The organism is Pseudomonas sp. MWU13-2862 (assembly GCF_023242495.1).
GTDB lineage: Bacteria > Pseudomonadota > Gammaproteobacteria > Pseudomonadales > Pseudomonadaceae > Aquipseudomonas > Aquipseudomonas gingeri_D.
Window position 1 is genome coordinate 231,017 of sequence record NZ_JALMEZ010000002.1, and the last position, 22,875, is coordinate 253,891.

At 62.9% G+C, this 22,875-nt stretch carries 19 protein-coding genes; 11 read left to right on the forward strand and 8 right to left on the reverse strand.

Annotated elements, in window-relative coordinates; all coding sequences use genetic code 11:
• Nucleotides 1-144 precede the first annotated feature (144 nt).
• The 5 genes from M5C56_RS04495 (at nt 145) to mrdA (ending at nt 5,684) form a co-directional block, all read left to right on the forward strand.
• On the forward strand, nt 145-1,137 hold the full coding sequence (locus M5C56_RS04495; RefSeq protein WP_103495092.1) for an aliphatic sulfonate ABC transporter substrate-binding protein: 993 nt from the start codon (nt 145-147) through the stop codon (nt 1,135-1,137).
• Between the two features lie 34 nt (nt 1,138-1,171).
• Nucleotides 1,172-2,017: an ABC transporter permease gene (locus M5C56_RS04500; RefSeq protein ID WP_103495093.1), complete on the forward strand. Its 846-nt coding sequence runs from the start codon at nt 1,172-1,174 to the stop codon at nt 2,015-2,017.
• A complete protein-coding gene (locus M5C56_RS04505) occupies nt 2,014-2,727 on the forward strand; it encodes an ABC transporter ATP-binding protein (RefSeq protein ID WP_103495094.1) in 714 nt (237 codons plus the stop codon). The genes M5C56_RS04500 and M5C56_RS04505 overlap by 4 nt, the downstream gene beginning before the upstream one ends.
• Nucleotides 2,728-2,948: 221 nt before the next feature.
• Nucleotides 2,949-3,428 (forward strand): hypothetical protein, encoded by a 480-nt coding sequence (locus tag M5C56_RS04510; RefSeq protein ID WP_103495095.1) that lies wholly within the window; start codon nt 2,949-2,951, stop codon nt 3,426-3,428.
• 363 nt (nt 3,429-3,791) lie between these two features.
• Entirely contained in the window at nt 3,792-5,684 is a 1,893-nt protein-coding gene (gene mrdA / locus M5C56_RS04515) for a penicillin-binding protein 2 (RefSeq protein WP_103495096.1), read from the forward strand.
• A 62-nt stretch (nt 5,685-5,746) separates the two neighbouring features.
• On the opposite strand, the gene M5C56_RS04520 is transcribed toward mrdA, so the two are convergent.
• Nucleotides 5,747-6,376: a LysE family translocator gene (locus M5C56_RS04520; RefSeq protein ID WP_103495097.1), complete on the reverse strand. Its 630-nt coding sequence runs from the start codon at nt 6,374-6,376 to the stop codon at nt 5,747-5,749.
• A gap of 177 nt (nt 6,377-6,553) precedes the next feature.
• Here M5C56_RS04520 and M5C56_RS04525 point away from each other — a divergent pair, with 177 nt between their 5' ends.
• From M5C56_RS04525 to M5C56_RS04535, 3 genes are all read left to right on the forward strand, one after another.
• Nucleotides 6,554-8,179, forward strand: coding sequence for an NADP-dependent glyceraldehyde-3-phosphate dehydrogenase (locus M5C56_RS04525; RefSeq protein ID WP_103495098.1), 1,626 nt, complete (start codon nt 6,554-6,556; stop codon nt 8,177-8,179).
• A gap of 174 nt (nt 8,180-8,353) precedes the next feature.
• On the forward strand, nt 8,354-9,934 hold the full coding sequence (locus M5C56_RS04530) for a sensor domain-containing diguanylate cyclase (RefSeq protein WP_103495099.1): 1,581 nt from the start codon (nt 8,354-8,356) through the stop codon (nt 9,932-9,934).
• A gap of 92 nt (nt 9,935-10,026) precedes the next feature.
• Nucleotides 10,027-11,175, forward strand: coding sequence for a PatB family C-S lyase (locus M5C56_RS04535; RefSeq protein ID WP_103495100.1), 1,149 nt, complete (start codon nt 10,027-10,029; stop codon nt 11,173-11,175).
• 172 nt (nt 11,176-11,347) lie between these two features.
• Here M5C56_RS04535 and M5C56_RS04540 read toward each other — a convergent pair whose 3' ends face one another.
• The 5 genes from M5C56_RS04540 to M5C56_RS04560 all read right to left on the reverse strand — a co-directional run bounded on the left by M5C56_RS04540 (nt 11,348) and on the right by M5C56_RS04560 (nt 18,437).
• Nucleotides 11,348-11,557 carry a hypothetical protein gene (locus M5C56_RS04540; RefSeq protein WP_103495101.1) on the reverse strand — a complete coding sequence of 70 codons (210 nt, stop codon included), beginning with the start codon at nt 11,555-11,557 and terminating at the stop codon, nt 11,348-11,350.
• 170 nt (nt 11,558-11,727) lie between these two features.
• Nucleotides 11,728-14,847, reverse strand: a complete 3,120-nt coding sequence (locus M5C56_RS04545; RefSeq protein WP_103495102.1) for an efflux RND transporter permease subunit — start codon at nt 14,845-14,847, stop codon at nt 11,728-11,730.
• Nucleotides 14,844-16,049: an efflux RND transporter periplasmic adaptor subunit gene (locus M5C56_RS04550; protein ID WP_103495103.1), complete on the reverse strand. Its 1,206-nt coding sequence runs from the start codon at nt 16,047-16,049 to the stop codon at nt 14,844-14,846. Before M5C56_RS04550 ends, M5C56_RS04545 begins: the two co-directional genes overlap by 4 nt.
• The gene (locus M5C56_RS04555; protein WP_103495104.1) at nt 16,046-17,488 is read right to left on the reverse strand and encodes an efflux transporter outer membrane subunit; all 1,443 of its coding nucleotides are present in this window, start codon (nt 17,486-17,488) and stop codon (nt 16,046-16,048) included. The genes M5C56_RS04550 and M5C56_RS04555 overlap by 4 nt, the downstream gene beginning before the upstream one ends.
• A gap of 226 nt (nt 17,489-17,714) precedes the next feature.
• Complete coding sequence (locus M5C56_RS04560; RefSeq protein WP_103495105.1) at nt 17,715-18,437, reverse strand: response regulator transcription factor; 723 nt, start codon at nt 18,435-18,437, stop codon at nt 17,715-17,717.
• 172 nt (nt 18,438-18,609) lie between these two features.
• Here M5C56_RS04560 and M5C56_RS04565 point away from each other — a divergent pair, with 172 nt between their 5' ends.
• Nucleotides 18,610-19,299, forward strand: coding sequence for a response regulator transcription factor (locus M5C56_RS04565; RefSeq protein WP_103495106.1), 690 nt, complete (start codon nt 18,610-18,612; stop codon nt 19,297-19,299).
• Entirely contained in the window at nt 19,277-20,635 is a 1,359-nt protein-coding gene (locus M5C56_RS04570) for a HAMP domain-containing sensor histidine kinase (RefSeq protein ID WP_247263045.1), read from the forward strand. Before M5C56_RS04565 ends, M5C56_RS04570 begins: the two co-directional genes overlap by 23 nt.
• Before the next feature lie 13 nt (nt 20,636-20,648).
• On the opposite strand, the gene M5C56_RS04575 is transcribed toward M5C56_RS04570, so the two are convergent.
• Nucleotides 20,649-20,864 carry a TOBE domain-containing protein gene (locus M5C56_RS04575; protein WP_100941607.1) on the reverse strand — a complete coding sequence of 72 codons (216 nt, stop codon included), beginning with the start codon at nt 20,862-20,864 and terminating at the stop codon, nt 20,649-20,651.
• A gap of 229 nt (nt 20,865-21,093) precedes the next feature.
• On the opposite strand from M5C56_RS04575, the gene M5C56_RS04580 reads away from it, so the two are divergent.
• On the forward strand, nt 21,094-21,903 hold the full coding sequence (locus M5C56_RS04580; RefSeq protein WP_103495107.1) for a DUF1460 domain-containing protein: 810 nt from the start codon (nt 21,094-21,096) through the stop codon (nt 21,901-21,903).
• 5 nt (nt 21,904-21,908) lie between these two features.
• Here M5C56_RS04580 and M5C56_RS04585 read toward each other — a convergent pair whose 3' ends face one another.
• Nucleotides 21,909-22,802 (reverse strand): LysR family transcriptional regulator, encoded by an 894-nt coding sequence (locus M5C56_RS04585; protein WP_103495108.1) that lies wholly within the window; start codon nt 22,800-22,802, stop codon nt 21,909-21,911.
• Between the last annotated feature and the right edge of the window lie 73 nt (nt 22,803-22,875).

A 22,875-nucleotide genomic window follows, 5' to 3' on the forward strand; every position in this document is an offset into this window, starting at 1 on the left:
CCCCATCGCCGGCAAGCCGGTTCCTGCAAGTCCGCATTCCAGGTAACTGGCACAGAGCCTGCATTATTCCTTTTAAGCAGTTCATCGGACTCATGACTGCTTATTCCGAAATAAGCACCGCAGTCCCTCTCCCTGGAGCTCCCGATGAAATCCCTCAATCCGATCACCCAGGCCGCCCGTCTGCTGGCCGCCGCCGCGGCGCTGGCGCTGGGCCTGCAACCCCTGGCCCAGGCCACCGAAACCGTCCCGGCCGAAGTCCACCTGGACTATGCCTATTACTCCCCCGTCAGCCTGGTGCTCAAGCATTTCGGCTGGCTGGAAAAAGCCCTGCCGCAGACCAAGGTCACCTGGGTCTTCAGCCAGGGCAGCAACCGTTCCCTGGAATACCTGAACAGCGGCGGCGTCGACTTTGCCTCCTCGGCCAGTCTGGCGGCGGTGCTCAGCCGCGCCAACGGCAGTCCGATCAAATCGGTCTATGTCTACAGCCGCGCCGAATGGACCGCGCTGCTGGTGCGCAAGGACTCGCCCTACAAGACCCTCGCCGACCTCAAGGGCAAGAAGATCGCCGCCACCAAGGGCACCGATCCGTATCTCTTTACCTTGCGCAGCCTGCAACAGGCCGGCCTGAGCAAAGACGACGTGGAACTGGTCCACCTGCAACACCCGGACGGTCGCACCGCCCTGGAAAAAGGTGATGTCGACGCCTGGGCCGGGCTCGACCCGCACATGGCCGCCAGCCAGATCCAGGCCGGCTCCCGCTTGCTGTATCGCAATCCCGCCTTCAACAGCTACGGCGTGATCAGCGTCACCGAGACCTACGCCAAGGAACACCCGAAGGCCATCGAAACGGTCCTGGCCGCCTACGAAAAAGCCCGTGACTGGGCGCTGCACAATCCCCAGGAACTGGCCCAACTGCTGGCGACCGAGTCCGGCCTGCCGCTGGACGTCGCCCAGTTGCAACTGTCACGTACCGACCTGAGCAATGCCCGCCTCGGCCCGCCAGACCTGGTGTCGTCAAAAGCGGCGGCACCGATCCTGGTGTCCGAGGAACTGGTGCGCCGTGGCGTCAACGTCGATCAAGTGATCGACCAGTTGATCGACACCCGTTTCAACAATGCCGCTGTCGCCCAGCAGTAAATCCCGTCGCCCAGGGTCCGCGTCAGGAGTGCCCATGACCAGCAAGAGCAAATCCCTCCCCGCGCTCCTCCCGGTATCCGCGCGCGGCCCCCTGCGCGCGCCCCGCTGGAAACGCAATCTCAAGGGCCTGGCCGTGCCGGTGGCGATTATTGTCGTGCTGGAAGTGGTGGTACGGATCGGCTGGATACCGTCCTACCAGATGCCGGCGCCCAGCGAAATCGTCCTGACCCTGCGCGACCTGGCCGAAGGCGCCTTGTGGAAACATATCAGCGCCAGCCTGCTGCGGGTATTGCTCGGCTTCGCCATCGGCACCAGCCTGGCCCTGGTGTTTGCCGCCTGGGTCGGCTTGAGCCGGGAAGCCGAAGCCTACCTCGAGCCGACGTTCGCCGGCCTGCGCTCGATTCCGAGCCTGGCCTGGGTACCGCTGTTGCTGCTGTGGCTGGGGATCGACGAAACCTCGAAGATCGTCCTGATTGCCATCGGTGCGTTTTTCCCGGTGTACCTCAATGGCGTGGCGGCCATTCGCGACATCGACCGCAAGCTGGTGGAAGTCGGACAGATGCTCGGTTTCAGTCGCTATCGCCTGGTCCGCCGGATCCTCCTGCCGGCCGCCCTGCCCGGTCTGTTCACCGGACTGCGCAGCGGAATGAGCCTGGCCTGGATGTTTCTGGTGGCGGCCGAATTGATCGCCGCGACCAAGGGCCTCGGCTATCTGCTCAGCGACGGTCGGGAAACCTCGCGGCCGGACATCGTGCTGGCGGCCATCATTGTCCTGGCGGTGCTCGGCAAGATCAGCGACGGCGTACTGGCAAGCCTGGAGAAACGTTTCCTGGCCTGGCGCGACACCTTCACTGGCCAGGACGAGGAGCGACGGGCATGAGCGAGACCTTGTTGCACATCCATGTCGAGCACAAAGCATTCGACCGGCACACGGTTCTGGAACAGCTGACCCTCGAGCTGGCGGCCCGGGAAACCGTGAGCCTGCTCGGGCCCAGCGGTTGTGGCAAAAGCACCTTGCTGCGGATCGTCGCCGGACTGGAGAAAGACTTTCAAGGCACACTGCAACAGCACACCCCGGAGATCGCCTTCGTGTTCCAGGAACCACGGTTGATGCCCTGGCTGACGGTGGAACAAAACATCGGTTTCAGCGAAGACGACCACTACGACCGGGCCTGGGTGACGCAACTGATCGAGGAAGTCGGGCTCGGCGGTTTCGCCCAGGCGCTGCCCAAGGCGCTCTCCGGCGGTATGGCCCAGCGCGTGGCGATTGCCCGAGGTTTGTATTCCAAACCACGGATCCTGCTGCTCGACGAACCCTTCAGCGCGGTGGATGCCTTCACCCGGATGAAACTGCAGGATCTGTTGCTGCAACTGGCCGACCGGCACGCCATCGCCCTGCTGCTGGTAACCCACGATATCGACGAAGCGCTGTACCTGAGTGACCGGGTATTGGTCATGGGCAACCGTCCTGGCTCGATTCGCCAGGAATTGTCGGTGAATCTGGCTCACCCCCGTGATCGTCGGGCGCCACTGCTGGCGGAACTCAAGGCTCGCTCCCTGACCGAGTTGCAGCAGGCCCACGTGATCTAGCCCGATGACCCGACAGCCGCTTATCAATGATCGAACCCCTGATGCCGGGAAACAGCAAGTTATTGCCTTGTTGCCTGGCCTTAATATCCAGCAGATATAAATTTCGCTCTTTTTAAACCTGTCATATTTGACAGTAGACGGCCAATCTCTATCGGCACTAACTTGCTCAGGGTCGGATAACCGACCCTATTCCTGATGCTGCCTATTAAGAGGACATTGCCATGGAACCTTCCATTCTCTATCTTCCCAAAAAAGGACATACCCCCCAGCACGCCGGCAGACTCGTCTGGCGCATTGATAACGGGCCCGAGACTTACGCAGAAAGAACGAGCTTCGGTTTGGGCGAGTTCCCCCCTGGTTCGGGTCAGAGGTACTGGGTGCTTTCCGGCTCGACGGGAACACCCGAGCAAGAAAACTACTTCTACTTCCAAATCATCATCGACTACCAACGAGGCCCCTTCGAGAATATAACGCTCAAGTTGGGTGATCATAAGTTGCTATCGATGGGCCATACCTATTCGATTCCTGCGCCGGAAGGTTTTTATGGCGTCCAGACGGTCGCAGCCGACGCCGGAGAAACGACGCTGTCTCTCGATCTGGAAACAGGGACGATCGACGGTCGATTTGAAAGTGTCTATCGAGCGTTGCGCCTGGCTCCAAAAGGGCACTTCAGGATGACAAGAGATAATCTGCAAGTATGAACGAGCACATCAGCAAGCACCATTGATCAAGAGCTCCCCGGCCAAAAAAAGCGGGCTCGACTTACTCCCGGAGCGGAGTGCCCGCCCTTTCGTTTCACTCTTTTGTATCGACTTACTTACAATCACCCTCCCCCCCACCGGGTAAACCAGCGCTTGCTCTGGCACTTTCCGGTAAATCGACGGAAGATCGACTTCACCGATCCAGTCCCGTCGTCCAAACCTTTTGGCGGATCAACCGTCAATAAAGCCCCGAAAGCGGGCGCTTCTTGGTATCGTGTGCGCCGATTTAAATAGCCACCTATACATTTTCTCTCTTAGCAGCTCCGTTCATATTCAATTTTCTTTGCACAACACAGGTTCCTCATGACCGATCCCATTCATATCAAGGATCACGAGAACGAAAAGCGCCTGGTCAACAAGCGCTTGCTGGCCTGCGGCATCCTGGTCCTGGGGCTGGCCGGCAGCCTGGTCGCCCGCCTGTATTTCCTCCAGGTGACCGAGTTTTCCTATAACTCCACCGTCTCGGAAAACAACCGCGTCCACGTCCTGCCGATCCCGCCGGAACGCGGGTTCATCCTCGATCGCAACGGCCAGGTGCTTGCCGACAACCAGCCCAGCTTCAACATGACCCTGACCCGCGAACGCGCCGGTGATGTCGGCCAAGTGCTGGACACGGTGATGAACGTGCTCAACCTGCCGGAAGAAGACCGGTCGATGTTCACCAAGGTCCTCAAGCAGTCGCGCCACCCGTTCGAGCCGGTGACCCTGCTCTATGAACTGACCGAACAGCAGATCGCCCTGCTGGCGGTAAACGAGTTCAAGCTGCCGGGCATCGAGGTCGAGCCGCAGTTTGTCCGTCATTACCCGTTGGGCGATCACTTCGCCCATTCGGTGGGTTACGTCGGGCGGATCAACGAAAAGGAAAGCAAGCAGCTGGACCCGGTGGAATACCGGGGCACCCAGTCCATCGGCAAGACCGGCATCGAGCGGTTCTACGAAAACGAACTGCACGGCCATGTCGGCTACGAGGAAGTCGAGACCAACGCCCAGGGCCGGGTGATGCGGGTGCTCAAGCACACCGATCCGATTCCCGGCAAGAACATCGTCCTGAGCCTCGATATCAATCTGCAGGAAGCCGCCGAGAAGGCCCTCGGAGACCGTCGTGGCGCAGTGGTCGCCATCGATCCGAAGACCGGCGAAGTGCTGGCGATGGTCAGCAAGCCGAGCTTCGATCCGAACCTGTTCGTCACCGGAATCCGCGCCAAGGACTATTCGGCCCTGCGCGATTCCCTCGACCGTCCGCTGTTCAACCGCGCCCTGCGCGGGCTCTACGCGCCGGGCTCGACCATCAAGCCGGAAGTGGCCATCGCCGGCCTGGACAGCGGGGTGATCTCCCCTTCCACCCGGGTGTTCGACCCCGGTTACTTCCAGTTGCCCAATGTCGAGCACAAATACCGTAACTGGAACCACAGCGGCGACGGTTGGGTCGACCTGAACGCGGCGATCATGCGTTCCAACGACACCTACTTCTATGACCTGGCGAGCAAGCTGGGCATCGACCGCCTGCACGATTACCTGAACAAGTTCGGCGTCGGCCAGAAGGTCTCCCTGGACATGTTCGAGGAATCGCCAGGGCTGATGCCTTCACGCGAGTGGAAACGCACGACCCGGCGCCAGGCCTGGTTCCCCGGCGAGACGGTGATCCTCGGCATCGGCCAGGGTTATATGCAGGTCACGCCGCTGCAACTGGCCCAGGCCACGACCCTGATCGCCAACAAGGGCGTGTGGAATCGTCCGCACCTGGCCCGGAGCATCGGCCAGGTGGCGCCGGTGGACCAGAATCCGATTCCCAATATCGTGCTGCATGACCCCCGGCAGTGGGAACAGGTCAACTACGCCATGCAGTTGGTGATGCACGATCCGCGCGGTATCGCCCGGGCGGCAGCGGTGGGTGCGCAGTATCGCATTGCCGGCAAGAGCGGCACGGCGCAGGTGGTGGCGATCAAGCAGGGGGAGCGTTATGACCGCTTGAAGACCTCGGAGCGTAATCGCGACAACGCCTTGTTCGTCGGTTTTGCCCCGGCGGAAGACCCGCAGATCGTGATTTCGGTGATGATCGAGAACGGCGAGGCCGGTGGCCGGGTCGCCGGGCCCGTGGTGCGGGAGATTCTTGATGCCTGGCTGCTGGACAAGGATGGCAAGCTCAAGCCGGAGTATGCGCGGCCGCTCAAGCCCCATGAGGATCCGAAGGTTTAGTTGAGGCTATCGGCCTCTTCGCGGCGGTGCGGTGAAGAGGCCCTCAAGAACACCCTCACTCATCAGGCCGCAGCCCCCCGCCGATAAAACGCCAACACCCCACCCAAGGTCATCAACAACCCACCCGTCACCCGGTTGAATGCCCGCAGATGCCCGCCCTGCAAGCGACTCAACAAGCGCGCCCCGCACAACGCGTAAAACAACATGATGCTGACATTGAGCAAGGTCAGCACCATGGCCAGCAGCGCATATTGCGGCAACTGCGGCTGTGTACTGTCGATAAATTGCGGCAGGAACGCCGACATGAACAGCAGCGCCTTGGGATTGGTCAGCGCCACCACGAAACAGCGCATGAACAAGCCGACGGAGCGCTTCGAACCCTGCTCAACCGGCAGTTCGGCCAGGGTCCCGGTCGAACGAAACATCTTCCAGCCCAGCCAGACCAGATACGCCGCCCCCAGCCACTTCACTGCCTGGAACAACGTCTCGCTGGCCTGCAGCAAAATCCCCAGGCCACAGGCCACCGCCGTCACCAGCAGCGCATCGGCCAACACCGCCCCGCCCATGCCCCAGGCCGCCGCCCGCACACCGTGGTTGGAACCGTTGTGCAAAGCCAGCAGCACCGTCGGGCCGGGCATGGCGATGATCGCCGCCGAGCTGATCAGGAACAGGAGCAACGTTGCCAGCGTCATGAAGGTCGCCTTGAAAATGAAAAATAAGCGTCATTCTGCGGCCAGCCCCGCCGCGCTTCAACCGCCGATACGCCAGCCCGTCGTTTGCGCTGGACGCGACTAAGCTGTTTCGTGATAAAACAGGCTCAAGCACTGAAGCGTTTCAGCGTCCTTTCCATCAGACAGGGTGATCGCCCCATGACCGACCAGAAGCTGCTCGACTCACTGTTTCCCGCCGCCGCGGACATCCCGGAAAAGTACCGATTCGAAGGCCAGCTGGAGCAACGCGAATACCTGGTCGACGGCACCTTGCGCACGTGGGACGGCCCGCTGGCCCAGGTGCGTAGCCCGGTGTACCTCGCCACCGCCCACGGTGATGAGCAGGTGATCCTCGGCAGCACGCCGCTGCTGGATGCCGAGACCGCCCTCACCGCCCTCGACGCCGCGGTTCACGCCTATGACCGCGGCCAGGGCGAATGGCCGACAATGCGCGTGGCCGAGCGCATCCAGCATGTCGAAACCTTTCTGCGGCGCATGCGCGTACAGCGCGAAGCAGTGGTCAAGCTGCTGATGTGGGAGATCGGCAAGAACCTCAAGGATTCCGAGAAGGAATTCGACCGCACCTGCGACTACATCGTCGACACCATCAATGCGCTGAAAGAACTCGACCGCCGTTCCAGCCGCTTCGAGCTGGAGCAGGACACCCTCGGTCAGATCCGCCGCGTGCCCATGGGCGTGGCCCTGTGCATGGGCCCCTACAACTACCCGCTGAACGAAACCTTCACCACCCTGATCCCGGCACTGATCATGGGCAACACCGTGGTGTTCAAACCGGCCAAGCTCGGCGTGCTGCTGATTCGCCCGCTGCTGGAGGCCTTCCGCGACAGCTTCCCGGCCGGGGTGATCAACGTGATCTATGGCAGCGGCCGGGAAACCGTCAGTGCGCTGATGGCCAGCGGCAAGATCGATATCTTCGCCTTTATCGGCACCAACAAGGCCGCCAGCGACCTGAAGAAACTCCATCCCAAGCCCCACCGCCTGCGTGCGGCCCTGGGCCTGGATGCGAAAAACCCGGCCATCGTGCTGCCCGAGGTCGACCTGGACAACGCGGTCAACGAATGCGTCACCGGCTCATTGTCGTTCAACGGCCAACGCTGCACCGCGCTGAAGATCCTGTTCGTGCACGAGGACGTGGTCGAAGGTTTTATCGAGAAATTCAACCGCAAGGTGCAAAGCCTGGTGCCGGGCATGCCCTGGGACAATGGCGTGGCGCTGACGCCCCTGCCGGAAGCCGGCAAGATCGACTACCTCAAGGCCCTGGTCGCCGACGCCCAGGACAAGGGCGCCAGGGTGATCAACCCCAATGGCGGCCAGACCCGCGCCTCGTTCTTCTACCCGGCGGTGTTGTACCCGGTGAATGCCGGAATGCGCGTGTACCAGGAGGAACAGTTCGGCCCGGTGGTGCCCATCGTGCCCTACCGGGACCTGGAAACCGTGATCGACTATGTGCTGGAGTCGGATTTCGGCCAGCAGTTGAGCATTTTCGGCACTGATCCCGCCCAGGTCGGCCGGCTGGTGGACACCTTCGCCAACCAGGTCGGACGGATCAATATCAATGCCCAGTGCCAGCGCGGCCCGGACACCTACCCGTTCAACGGACGCAAGAACTCGGCCGAAGGAACGCTCTCGGTGCACGATGCCTTGCGGGTGTTTTCGATCCGCACCCTGGTGGCCACCAAATTCCAGGACAGCAACAAGGCGCTGATCAGCGATATCATCCATAACCGCGAGTCGACCTTCCTGACCACCGATTACATCTTCTGACGCCACCCGGGCGGCGCGGCCTGGAAACCGGTCCCCCCGTAGGAACCGGCTTGCTGGCTCCTACAGGGGCGCAATGGCACGGGATTTTCATGCCTGGGCTAGGGCTGCCGAGCGCTCTGATCTATCATTGCTCCTCAGGCTGCCCGGGCCCGCCATTATTTTCATAAGAAATCCATGCCACGCATCGACCTCCGCCGATTGATCCTGTTGCTGTCGCTTTCCGCCGTCACCCTGACGGCCGGCAATCTTTTCTTCGCCAGCTACCAGACCCAGCGCAACTTCCTGATGGAACAGACCCTGGAAGCCAATCGGATCTATGCCCTGAAGCTGGCCAACACCACCAACAACTTCCTCAAGTCGACCCAGCAGCAACTGGCCTTCAGCAGCGAACTGCTCCCCGCGATCTGGGACCAGCCGGACCAACTGTGGCAGGAAGCGCACCGACTGCGCCGCCAGACCGGCAGCTTCAACTCGGTGATCGTCATCCGCGCGGACGGCAAGATCATCGCCTCCTCGCCCACCTCGATGAACCTGACCGGCACCTTTTCCGCAAGCGAAGGCTTTCGCCAGGCCAGCCTGGCGCGCCAACCCTATATTTCCAGCCCCTATGTCGGGGCCAACAATCACCTGATGATCCAGATCTCGCATCCGATCTTCGACGGTGATGGCAACTACCTCGGCTACCTGGGCGCCGGTATCTACCTCAACGAACCGAACATCCTCCACTCACTGCTGGGCGAACAATACTACCGTGACGGCTCCTACCTCTATGTGGTCGACCCCCAGGGCCAGTTGATCTATCACCAGGACCCGGCGCGGGTCGGCGACGTGATCAAGGGCAACCCGGCCATCGACGCGGTGATCGCCGGCGAAACCGGCAGCCTGAGATTGAAAAACTCCAAGGGCGTCGACATGCTCACCGGCTATGCCCCGGTGCCGCGGATCGGCTGGGGCGTGATCAGCCAGCGGCCTACCGCCATCACTCTGGAAGGCCTGCAGCGGTTGATGCTGGAAGTCGCCGGTTACGCCGTGCCGCTGTTGCTCCTGTCGTTGCTGGGTATCTGGTGGATTTCGACACTGATCAGCAAACCGCTCTGGCAACTGGCCAATACCACGCAGTATTGGGGTTCATCTACCGCCGCCCAGTCGGTGAGCAAGGTGCGGGCCTGGTACTACGAAGCCGCCCAGCTGAAGAACACCATGCAGAAAGCGTTGATGTCACTGCACCAGCAGTTGGGCAAGCTCAACCAGGAAAGCGTCACCGACCCTCTGACCAGCCTGACCAACCGCCGTGGCCTGCAATTGATCCTCGACGACTGGGAAAGCCGCCGCCAGCCGTTCTCTCTGATCGCCCTGGATATCGACCACTTCAAGCAGGTCAACGACAGCTACGGGCACAGCGCCGGCGACCTGGTGCTGCAACACCTGGCCCAGCAGATCCGCCGCCACTCCCGGGAAAGCGACGTGCTCTGCCGCCAGGGTGGCGAGGAGTTCCTTATGCTGCTGCCCTCCACGCCACTGGCCCAGGCGGCCCTGGTGGCCGAGCGTTTGCGGGCGACGATGGCCTATACCGAAAGCCCGAACGGCATCCCGGTGACCATCTCCCTCGGCGTGGCCGGCTGGCCCCAGGGCGGGCAGACCGTGAGCCAGGTCCTCCAGGCGGCGGACCAGGCCCTCTATCGGGCCAAGGATAGCGGGCGCAACCGGGTGGTGCGCAGCGATGACGAGATCCCACCGGATGTGCCGAACAGTTAGACTGACGCCCCCTGGCGACACGCATCGGACCGCCGTCCCAGGCCACGAACACCCGACGCTTTCGGGGATTTCTTTCGAGTTTGACCACCAGCATGACCTTCAACTTCGACACGCTGATCGACCGCCGCGACACTGGCAGCACCAAGTGGAGCCGCTACCCGGCCGACGTCCTGCCCATGTGGGTGGCCGATATGGACCTGCCGGTGGCGGACGCGATCACCGCAGCCCTGCACAAGCGCCTGGAACACCCGCAACTGGGTTACAGCGTGGCCCAGGACGCCCTGCGCCAGGCCATCGTCGCCGACCTCCGGGCCAAGTACGCCTGGCACGTGGAGCCCCAGGAGCTGATTTTCCTCCCAGGGGTCGAACCGGGTTTCAACATGGCGCTGCGCGCGTTTGTGCAACCGGGCCAGAACGTCGTGGTGCAGACGCCCAACTACCGCCCGCTGCGCCTGGCGCCGGGTCACTGGAACCTGCCGAAAGTCGAACTGGAGTTCGAGCGCGATGCCCAGGGTGACTATGTCACGCCCTTCGGTGCCCTGCGTAACGCCTTGCAAGGTGGCGGCGCGCTGCTGTTGAGCAATCCGCACAACCCGCTGGGCAAAGTCTTCCCGCGGGAAGAACTGCAACAGGTGGCAGATATCTGCCTGGAACAGGGCGCGCTGATCATCAGCGACGAGATCCATGCCGACCTCTGCTTCGATGGCCGTCGTCATGTACCGATCGCCTCCCTGAGCCCGGAGATCGCCAGGCACACCATCACCCTGATGTCGGCGAGCAAGGCCTATAACATCGCCGGGCTGAAGACGGCTTACGCCATTGTCCAGGATCCGGCGGTACGCGAGCGCTTCAACGCGGCACGCGGGGGGATGGTCGACAGCGTCAATGCCCTGGGGCTGGAAGCCACCTGCACGGCCTACACCGAGTGCGGGCCGTGGCTCGCTGGCCTGGTGCAATACCTGCAGGCCAACCGCGACTACCTGCAACACGCGGTGGAAACCCGGTTGCCGGGTGTGGTCCTGCACCCGGCTCAAGGGACTTACCTGGCCTGGCTCGATTGCAGCGCGTTGGGGCTTGCGGACCCGTACCGGTTTTTCCTCGAAGAGGCCAAGGTGGGGTTGAGCGCGGGGATCGAGTTTGGCGACGACGCGCAGCAGTTCGTGCGCTTGAACTTCGGTTGCCCGAGGGCCTTGCTGGAGGAAGGCATCAGCCGGATGGAGCAGAGTTTGCGTCGGTGCTGAAAGCGCGATGCCGGCCAACTACGGAAATGGGCTCTTGAAGACACCACACAACCTGTAGGAGCCGGCTTGCTGGCAACGCGATCCGATGGTCGACATCGCCGTCGCCTGGAATACCGCCATCGCCAGCAAGCTGGCTCCTACAGGGACCGTGTTCAGACCTGGCTGAACGGGGTCAGGCGTGCTTTTTCAAACGCGGCTTGGCCGCCTTGGGGAAATACGGTGGCTTGACCAGCAGCGTGGGCGCGGGCCTCACGGACTTGACCTCAGCCGCCTCGACCGGCACCTCCCCACCAAACTCCGCCACATAGGCCGTCTGGCCGCAACGCAACCGATTGTTGATCGGAAACTCATCCCCGTTGTCGTAAATGTACGCATCCTTCATAGCCATCTCCTCATCAACATAATTGATCCCCACCGGCAAATCCCTGGCGGCTTCAAAAATATTGAGCGTAGTCGACCGGCAGCGACACGCAGCCCCTGGGGCAAGGTTCCGACGAATGACCACCCGGTCACGAAACTTTCATTTTCCTGGCCGGGCCTTTCACGCCGATTTCACTTCTGCCCCTCTAGGATGGATTCACTCCTCGTTTCAACTTGATTCAGCTCGCCTTCGTTGCGGGCTTTTTTTTGCCCGCGCAACCGGTCGAACCACAGGTAGACCACCGGCGTGGTGTAGAGCGTCAGCAGTTGCGACACCGCCAACCCGCCGACAATGGCGATCCCCAGGGGCTGACGCAATTCCGAACCCGCGCCATGCCCGAAGGCCAGGGGCACGGCACCGAGCAACGCCGCCAGCGAAGTCATCAGGATCGGCCGCAGGCGCAGCAGGCAGGCTTCATGCACCGCCTCTCGCGGCGTCATGCCACCACGCTCGGCCTCCAGGGTGAAGTCGACGATCATGATCGCGTTCTTCTTGACGATGCCGATCAGCAGAATGATCCCGATCATGCCCAGCACCGACAGGTCCTGCCCGCAGATGATCAACGCCAGCAAGGCGCCGAAGCCGGCCGAGGGCAAGGTGGAAATGATCGTCAGCGGATGGATGGCGTTTTCATAGAGCACCCCGAGGACGATATAGACCGTCAGGATCGCCGCCAGGATCAGCCAGGGTTGCGACTTGAGCGAGTCCTTGAAGGCCTGGGCGGTGCCCTGGAAACTCCCCGACACCGTGTCCGGCAGGCCCACCGCCAGCGAAGCCTTCTCGATGGCGTTGACCGCATCGCTCAAGGCCTGCCCCGGGGCCAGGTCGAACGACAGGGTAATGGCCGGGAACACACCCTGGTGGTTGATGATGATCGGCGCCAGCTCGTTGCGGATACTCGCCAGCATATCCAGCGGCACCATCTCTCCGGAGGTGGAACGCACATACAGGTGCTTGAGAGTGTCGATGGACATCTGCCAGCGCGGATCGAGTTCGAGAATGACGTGGTTCTGGTCCAGTTGGGTGAACATGGTCGCGATCTGCCGTTGGCCGAAGGCGTCATAGAGCACGTCGTCGATCGCCTGCACATTGACCCCCAACCGCGCCGCCGAGGGCCGGTCGATCACCAGGGTCGCCTGGGGGGCGGCGCGCTGTTGGTCGGAGGTGACGTTGCGTAGTTGCGGCAACTGTTTGAGACGGTCCAGCAGCAACCCGCTCCAATGGTCCAGCTCCTGGCTGTCCGGGTCCTGCAAGGTGTACTGGTACTGGGTCTTGCTGGCCCGGCCGCCGATCTGGATATCCTGGTTGGCCTGCAGGAACAGCTTGATGCCCTGGACCTTGTCGAGGGCCGGCTGCAAGCGCGCGATCACCTGCTGGGCGCTGGCCGTGCGCTGGTCGAACGGCTTGAGGTTGACCATCACCCGGCCCTGGCTGACCGTCGGGTTGGGGCCGATCCAGTAATAGGCCTTGGCCACCGCCGGGTCGGCGCTGACGATATCGGCCAGCAGCGCAACGCGCTGGCGCATGGCCTCCGGCGAGATATCCGAGGCGGCTTCGGCGACGCCCTGGATCAGGCCGGTGTCCTGCTGCGGGAAAAAGCCCTTGGGGATATACAGGTAGAGCATCGCCGTGGCGACGAAGGTGGCGACCGCCACGGCCAGGGTCAGGCGCTGGTGATCGAGCACCCACTCCAGGCTGCGTCGGTAGCCCTCGTGAATCCGGTTGTAGACCGCCTCGCAGGCATCGCCGAAACGGCTCGGGCGCGACTCGTGTTCCGGTTTGAGCAGCCAGGCACAGAGCATCGGTGTCACGGTCAAAGAGACCACGCCGGACATCAGGATCGCCACGCTGACCGTCACCGCGAACTCACGCATCAGCCGCCCGACGATGCCACCCATCAACAGGATCGGCAGGAACACCGCTATCAGCGACACGGTCATCGAGACAATGGTGAAACCCACCTCGCGCAAACCGTCCACCGCCGCCTGGATCCGCGACTTGCCCATTTCCAGGTGGCGGACGATGTTTTCCATGACCACGATGGCGTCGTCCACCACGAAGCCGACGGCAATCGCCAGGCCCATGATCGACAGGTTGTCCAGGCTGTAGCCCAGCAGGTACATCACGGCAAAGGTCGCCACCAGCGACAGCGGGATGGTCAGGGTCGGGATCAGGGTCGCCGTGGCCTTGCGCAGGAACACGAAGATCACCACGACCACCAGGGCGATGGACAGCAGCAAGGTGAACTGCACGTCGTTGACCGAGGCATTGATGGTCTGGGTGCGGTCGCCGACCACCTGGACCTGCACATCCCGCGGCAAGGACGCGGTCAGGGCCGGCAGGCTGGCCTTGATATTGGCGATGGTCGACAGCACGTTGAAGCCCGGCTGCTTATGGATGTCGACGATCACCGTCGGCTGGCCGTCGATACCGGCGGCCTGCTGGGCGTCCTCGGCACCATCGATGACCCGGCCCAGGTCGCCGAGCTTGATCGGAACCCCGGCCTTGTAGGCCACCACCAGTTCGCGATAACCCTTGGGGTCGAGCAGTTGGTCGGTGGCATTGAGGGTCACCGAGCGATACTGGCCGTTGAGGTTGCCCTTGGGTTGATCGAGGGTGCTGAGGCCGACGATGCTGCGCACTTCCTCCAGGGTCAGGCCACGGGCCGCCAGGGCATCCGGGTCAATCTGGATGCGCACCGCCGGCTTCTGCTCGCCATGGAAATCCACCAGGCCGACGCCGGGCATCTGCGACAGGCGCTGGGCCAGGTAGTTGTCGGCGTAGCGATCCAGCTCCGGCAAGGTCCGCGTCGGCGAGGTCAGGGCCAGGGACAGCACGGTGAACTCCGCCGGGTTGACCTTGTTGAAGGTCGGCGTGCTGGTCATGGTTTTCGGCAAGGTCGCGCTGGCGGTGTTGATCGCCGTCTGCACGTCCTGGGCCGCGCCGTCGATATTACGCGACAGGTCGAACTGCAGGACGATCTGGGTCTTGCCCGAGGAACTCGAGGAGGTCATCGAGGTGACCTGGGGCACGGCGGCGAAGGCCCGTTCCAGCGGCGTCGCCACCGAGGTCGCCATGGTTTCGGCGCTGGCCCCGGAGAGCTTGGCGGTGACCTGGATGGTGGGAAAGTCCACCGTCGGCAACGGCGCCACCGGCAGTTGAAAATAGGCAAAAGTGCCCAGCAGCATCACCCCCAGGGCCAGCAGGCACAGGCCCGTGCGGCGCTGGATCAGACCGGCGAGCAGGTTCATGGCTTGCCTCCGGCGCTGCCGCTCAACGCCACCTCAGGTGCCGCCGGGCCCGTATCCAGGCTGACCGGCTTGACCTTGAGCCCGGGGGCGATCCGCGACTGGCCCTGGACCACCACCACTTCACCCGGCGCCAGGCCGTCCTTGATCCACTGCTGGCCGTCGACCACCGTCGCCGCCGTCACCTGCCGTGGCTCGACCCGCTGGTCGGCATTGACCACATAGACGAAGTCGCCCTTCTGCCCTTGCTGCACCGCATTGGCCGGCACCACGGTGACGGCCTTCTGGGTATTCACCAGCAGACGCGCACCCACCAGTTGGCCGGGCCAGAGCTGCTGGCCGGCATTGTGAAATTGCGCCTTGAGCTGGATCTGCCCGCTGGCGGCGATCACCTGGCTGTCGATAAAGCTCAGGGAGCCGCTCGCCAGTTGCTGATGGCCGTCGCGGCTCATGGCGAGCACCTGCAAGGGGGCCACGGCGTTTTCCTTGAGGATCCGCGCCAGGTCGTCCTGGGACACCGCGAAGGCCACCGAGATCGGGTCCATCTGCGTCAGGGTCACCAGGCCAGTGGCATCGGTGCCGTGGACAATCGAACCGACGTCCAGCAGGCGTTGCCCGGTGCGGCCGGTGAACGGCGCGTCGATCCGGGTGAACGCCAGTTGCAGGCGGGCATTCTCCAGGGCCGCCTGGTCGGCCTGGACCGTGGCCTGCTGGGCCGCCAACTGGGCCCGGTAGGTGTCGACATCCTGGGTCGGGCCGGCCTTGGCCGCTGCCAGCTTGCTGGCCCGGTCGAGGTTGACCTTGAGGTTGGCCAACTGCGCCTGGTCCTTGCTGACCAGCGCCTGGGCCTGAGCCACTTGCGCCTGGTAGACCCGTGGATCGATCTGCGCCAACTGGCTGCCGGCGTTGACCATCTGGCCTTCGGTAAACAGGACTTTCTGCAGCTCGCCGTCGACCCGCACCCGCACATTGACGGTGTTGAGGGGCTGGACATTGCCGATGGCGTCGATCCAGATCGGCAGGTCCTTTTGCCCCGCCGCCTGCATCACCACCGGGATGGCGCTATCAACAGGAGCTGTCGGTGCCGCCTGGACGCGGTCGATCCATTGGGTCTTGATCAACAGCGAAGCGCCGAGCATGGCCACGACCAGCAGGCCGAGGCGCAGACGACGAGGTTGGGATGGCGCCTGGGGTGAGTGCTTCATGGCTGAACGACCTGAAAGGGAGAAGAAGGAGTGGCGGCGGCCAGGGTCGGCGCGCTGAAATCGCCGCCGATGGCGCGAAACAGGCCGACGGCGGCCTGCAGATGCTGGAGGCGCACCTGGAGCAGGCTGTCTTCGGCCTGGTACTGGGTGCGCTCGACCACCAGCAGCGTCTGGAAATCGGTGGAGCCTAGGCGGTAACGAACCTGGGCCAGGCGCGCGGCTTCGCGGGCGGAGCCGACGGCGGCCTGGTTCAGGCTGTAGGCCTGGTCCAGTTGCCGCGCTGCGCTGAGCTGGGTTTCCACATCACGCAGGGCTTCGATGATCGAGGCGCGATAGCTGGCGGTCAGTTCCTGCACATGGGCCTGGTCGGCGTGCAGTTGTCCGGTCAGTTGGCCGCCGCTGAACACCGGCTGGGTGAGGTTGCCGACGATGCTCCAGATATGCCCGCCGGCCAGGGTGTCGATACCACCGAGCAGATCCAGGGAAAGGTTGGGCAGGAACGCTGCCCGGGCCACGCCGACGTCGTAGTTGGCTGAAACCAGGCGCGCTTCTGCGGCCTGGATATCCGGGCGTTGGCGCACCAGGCCGACGGGCAGGCCGACCTTGGGTTGTGGCACCTGGAGGGCGTCGAGCCCGGTTTGCTGGACCTCGAAGCCTTCAGGCGGCACGCCCACCAGTGTCGCCAGTTGATACTTGGCCGCGTCGAGCTGCTGTTGCAACAGCGGCACGGCGGCCTGGAAGGTTTGCTGGGCATTGCGCTGCTGTTCGACTTCCAGGCTCGACACCGCGCCCTGGCTGGCCTGCACCTGCACCAGATCAAGGACTTGGCTGGCATCGGCGGCAATGGACTGGGCCAGGCGCACGCGGTCTTGCAGCGAGAGGACCTGGAAATAGGTGTCGGCGATGCTCGCGCCGAGGGTCATGCGCAGGGTCTGGGCATCGAACTGGCTGGCATTGGCCAGGGCCTGGGAGGAATCGGCGGTGGCCCGTTGCTTGCCCCAGAAGTCCACCTCGTAGGTGGCTTCGGCGAAGACGCTGGATTTTTTCGTGCTGCCGTAGTTGTTCTGGCGCTGGTAGTTGCCGCCCAGGGACAGGTTGGGGTATTGCCCGGCACCGGCCACCTGGGCAATGGCCCGGGCCTGGTCGACCCGGCTCACGGCGGCCTTGAGGCTGTAGTTGTCGTTCAGGCCACGGGCAATCAGGCCATCGAGCTCGGCACTGTGGAACTCACGCCACCAGGGGCCGCCTGCCGCATCGGCTGAAGCGGCGGACGGGTCCTTGGCCGACCACTGCGGGGCCAGGGGCAAGGCCGGCTGCTGGTAGCCCGGCACCAGCGAGCAGCCACTCAACAGCGTCAGGCCGGCCAAGGCCAGGGTGCGGAACAGTCGGCTTGGGGCCTGAGGTGGATGAAAAACCTCGAATCTCGGCGTGAGACGCATCTACGGGATATCTCCAGAACCTGTGTGGCAGAGCCATCGATCAGATTCCGAAGCTATCAGGCGCAGGCCCGCGTCCCGTTCCTCCAAAGCTAAATTTTAGTTTAGGTAAATATCATGTGAACGCGGTTCCTTGTAGGAGCCAGCTTGCTGGCGATGGACGTCAACGATAACGCGGGGCATCTGATACCCAGCGGAGCCTGGACGACCATCGCGAGCAAGCTCGCTCCTACAGAGGCGGCGTTGACCGCAGTGGTGCATCAAGGGGGTCTTCGTCGTCCTGTAGCAACCGGTACCCGACCCCCGGCACGGTCTGGATCAGCGAATGGCTGAAGCCGGCATCCAGTTTGCGGCGCAACCGATAGATGTGTTTGTCGATCACGTTGTCGATGGGGTCGAAGTCATAGTCCCAGGCACTCTCCAGCAGCATGCTGCGGGTCACCACTTCATCGCAGTGGCGCATCAGCTTTTCCAGGATCAGCGACTCGCGCTGCTGCAGGGCAATGACCTGCCCTTCGCGGGTGGCGGTGCGCGCGGCGCAGTCCAGTTGCAGGCGGCCGACCCGCAAGGTCCGCGACAATCCCACCACCGGATCACGGCCACGCTGCAAGGCTTCGAGCCGGGCAAGCACCTCGACGAAGGCATAGGGCTTGGCCAGGTAATCATCACACCCGGCGCGCAGGCCTTCGACCCGCTGGGCGGTGGAATCCAGGGCGCTGAGCATCAGCACCGGCGTGCGCAAGCCCTGGCGCCGCAGTTCCTGGACCAGTGCGAGACCGTCCAGCCCCGGCAGTTTGCGGTCGACGATCAAGGCGTCGTAGATCCCTTCCAGGGCCATGTCCAGGCCACTGCGGCCGTCGTCGACGGTATCGGTGACGTGCCCGCTTTCATTGAGACCACGCACCAGGTAGCTGGCTGCCTTGGCGTCATCCTCGATGACCAGGATTCTCAAGACCGGCTCCGTGCTGGTTCAGCTAAACTTTTTTTCATATTGACGCGACCTTTCAGATAAACCCGGTTTGGCACACTATGCCGGTCGACCAGCCAACCACGATTCACTGGCCAGCCAGACTCCTCCGGGGTCCATGCAAGACTACCACCCTCTCTCATTCTGCGAAGTGCCCATGACCCATGTTCTGGTCGTCGAGGACGACCCCGCCACTGCCCGGGAGATCGAAGCCGCCCTGCAAGACCACGGCTTCGATGTCACCCACGTCGATAACGGTCGAGAAGGCCTGGTGCGCGCCATCAGTGACAGCTACGACGTTATCGTTCTCGACCGCATGCTCCCCGGTGCCCTCGATGGCCTGGGCATGCTCACCGCTTTGCGCGCTTCGGGTATCGCCACGCCGGTGCTGATCCTCAGCGCCCTCAGCGCGCTCGACGAACGGGTGCGTGGCCTGCGGGCCGGCGGTGACGACTACCTGACCAAGCCCTTCGAGTTCATCGAGCTGACCGCCCGCCTCGATGCCTTGAGCCGCCGCCGGGTCGCTCCCAGCGAGGAACGGGTCAACCGCCTGCGGGTCGGCAACCTGGAGCTGGATCTGCTCAAGCGCAGCGTCAAGCGCGGCGAACGGATGGTCGAGCTGTTGCCCCGGGAATACGCCCTGCTCGAATACCTGGTGCAACACGCCGAGCAGGTGGTGACACGGACCATGCTGTTCGAGGCCGTGTGGAACTACGCCTATGACGAACGCACCAATGTCATTGAAGTGCATATGGGCCGTTTGCGCCGCAAGGTCGATGGCGACGGCGAGGAACCGATGATCCATACCATTCGCGGGGCAGGCTATGTTCTACGCTCACCTGCGTGAAATCCCCCGCACCATCAGTTTCCGCACGGCGCTGATGTCCCTGGCGCTGTTCAGTTGCTCGTTCCTCGCGCTGTTCGGTTATATCTATTGGCAAACCGCCGGCTACCTGATGGCCGAGGTCGATACCGCCCTTTATCGGCAGATCGACAACCGTAGCGCGCAGCCCGAAGACCTGCGCCTGGCGGAAATCCGCAAGCACTCCGAACAGGATATCGACGGTCGCCTGCCCCACGGCCTCTATGATGCCCAAGGCCAGCTGATTGCCGGACCGGTCATTGAAATGCCGGCCTTCAAGGGCTACGACAAACCCGCCGAATTCAACTGGAAGCAGCCGCAAAAAAAGAGCCGGCCGATCCGCTTCGTCATGCATCGCCTGGACAATGGCCAGACCCTGATGGTGGCCCAGGATATCCATGACCTCAGCGAGTTCGACGAGTTGCTGGTCAACGCGATGGTCTCCGGCGGCTCGCTGCTGCTGGTGGTGGGCCTGCTCGGGGCGGTCGGGCTGGGCTACGCGGCGCGCCGACGGCTGGATGTGCTGACCCGTTCCATCGAACGCATCGTCAAGGGCCACCTCAACGAGCGCCTGCCGACCCGTGGCAATCGTGACGATATCGACCGTATCGCCACTGTAGTGAATCAGATGCTTGACGAGCTGGAGCGCCTGATGAGCGAGGTCAAGGGGGTCTGCGACGATATCGCCCACGACTTGCGCACGCCCCTCACCCGTTTGCTCGCGGGCCTGGAGCGAGCCCAGCGGCGACACCTGCGGGAAGAGGAATACCAGGCGGCCATCGACAACGCCATCGAGGATGCCCAGGGTTTGCTGTCGACCTTCCGCGCGCTGTTGCGGATTTCCGAGATCGAAGCCAGCGCCCGGCGCAGCAGCTTTGCCGAGATCGACCTGAACCGTATCGCCGCCGATGCCGCCGAGTTTTTCGAGCCCTTGGCCGAAGAGCGTGGTATCGAACTGACTTTGAATTGCGCGCCCGCGCCCTGCCTGATTTTCGGCGATGCGCAGTTGCTGTTCGATGCGACCTGCAACCTGCTGGACAACGCCATCAAGTTTTCGCCTGACCATAGCCGGGTGCAGGTGGCGGTAATGGATACCCCGGACAGACGTGGACTGTGCGTGGTGGACAATGGTCCGGGGATTCCAGAAGCCGAGCGCGAAGCGGTGTTCCGGCGGTTGTACCGTTCCGAGTCCAGTCGGCATACGGCGGGCAACGGGCTGGGATTGAGCATGGTGGCGGCGGTGGCACGGCTGCATGACATGCGCCTTGAGGTGCAGGACGCCCAGCCGGGTTGCCGGATCGAGTTGATCGTCAGCGCCTGAACATGCCGCGACGTCAGAGCTTGGCGATCGAGACTTCAGTGGATTTGACGAAGGCGATTACTTCACTGCCTACCGCCAATTCGAGGTCGCGTACCGAACGCGTGGTGATCACCGAGGTGACAATCCCCGACGCGGTCTGCACGTCGATCTCGGACAGCACCTCGCCAATGAGGATTTCCTTGATGACGCCGCGGAATTGGTTACGAACGTTGATCGCTTTGATCGTCATGGGGTTGTTTCCTTTTCGTGGTAGGCGGTGCACCTGGGCTTCAGGTGCTGGAGGCTAAAATGCGCCAGCCCTGCAACTTATAAAAGGAATTAATAATAATTATTTTATTCGATTAAGATATAAGAAAGGGAAAGCTGGCAGGTTTCATTGAGTCGTCACCCCAGAGGTGTAAAATCAATGTCCCAGCGCGGTGGCCCATTAAAGCCCCCTGCGCCCCTGCGGAGAGCGCATGAAGAAGGTTATCGCGTTGGTATCGGGCTTGCCCCTGATGCTGGCGCTGAGTGGTTTTACCACCCGGCAACACCCAGGCGACCAGGTCACGCTGGACGACTACACACGCCACAAGATCGAGTTCATCGAAACCCGGATCCTCAAGCACGCCGGCCACGAGCAAGGCGAACGGATCAAGAATATCTCCGCCAACTTCCTCGGTACGCCTTATGTGGCGCATATGCTGGTCGGCTCCGCGACCGCGCCGGAACAACTGGTGATCGACTTCCGCGGCCTGGATTGCTTCACCTACCTGGATTACGTCGAGGCCCTACGCAAATCCGACAGCCTGCCGCGCTTCGTCGAAAACCTGGTGCGCACCCGTTACGCCGAGGGCAAGGTCAGCTACACCGAGCGCAGGCACTTCTTCACCGATTGGGCCCACACCCAGCCCCTCAACGCCCGGGATGTTACGACCCAGGCGAGCCCCAGGGCGACCACCGTCACCAAGATCCTCAACGCACAAGGGGACGGCAGCGGCGGCACGCTGATCCCGTCGGTGGGCACGGTCAAGCGCGCCATCACCTACATCCCCAGCGAGTGGATCGACGACGCCGTGGTCAGCCGCCTGAAAACCGGTGACTACATCGGCATCTACACCCCGGCCGAAGGGCTCGACGTCACCCACACCGGCATCTTCATCATGACCGACAAAGGCCCGGTGCTGCGCAATGCCTCCGCCCGTGAAGCCAACCACAAGGTGGTGGATTCGCCGTTCATGGATTACGTCAAGAAAACCCCGGGCATCGTAGTCCTCAGGGCGATCTGACCACCTCAGCCCGACGACGTCAGGCCACTGGCGCAGATAAAATCGATGAACGCGCGCAGCTTGGGTGTCAGGTAGCGACTCGACGGCCAGACCACCTGCATCTGTAGCGTACGCAGGATCCGTCCCGGCAGTATCGACTCCAGCTCTCCGGCCGCCAGGGCCTCGCGCACGGCGAACTCGGGCACGCAGGCAATGCCCAGGCCCTGCCGGGCGCTATGGATCAGCATGTCCAGGTTGTTGCAGACCATGGTCTCCGGCACCTTCAGCTCGGCCCCCGCGACCAGTCCCTCCAACGGCCACTTCTCCAGCTTGCCGGTGGAGGGCATCCGATAATGCAGGCACTGGTGCTCCAGCAGTTGCTCCACAGCCTGCGGGTAGCCCCTGGCGGCGAAATACCCCGGTGCGCCGACCAGATGAAACGCAAAGCTGCCCAGCTTCCTGGCCATCAGCCGCGAATCGTGCAATTGCCCGGTACGCACCACGGCGTCAAAGCTCTCCTCGACCACGTCCACCAGGCGATCGGTGAAGTCCAGTTCCAGGCGGATTTCCGGGTACTCGCGCATGAACGACGACAGTTGCATAAACAGCACATTGCCCTGCAACGGCAGGCTGATGCGCAACTTGCCCCGTGGCGCATCGCTGGAGCTGGACAGTTCCTGCTCGGCCGCCTCCAGTTCGTTGAGCACCCGCCGGCAGCGCTCCAGAAACAGCGCGCCTTCAGCGGTCAGGTTGAGGCTGCGGGTATTGCGATGGAACAACCGCGCACTGAGCTTGTGTTCCAGGCGGGCAATGCTTTTGCCCACGGCCGAGGCGGACACCCCGAGCAAGCGGCCGGCAGCGACAAAGCTGCGACTTTCGGCGACCTGCACGAACACGGTGATGCCATTGAGCTTATCCATCACTCATTCCCTTGATTAAGGACAAAAAGGTCCGTGTAGCCCGGAATTGTAACTTCTTTTTCCCTGATCGGCC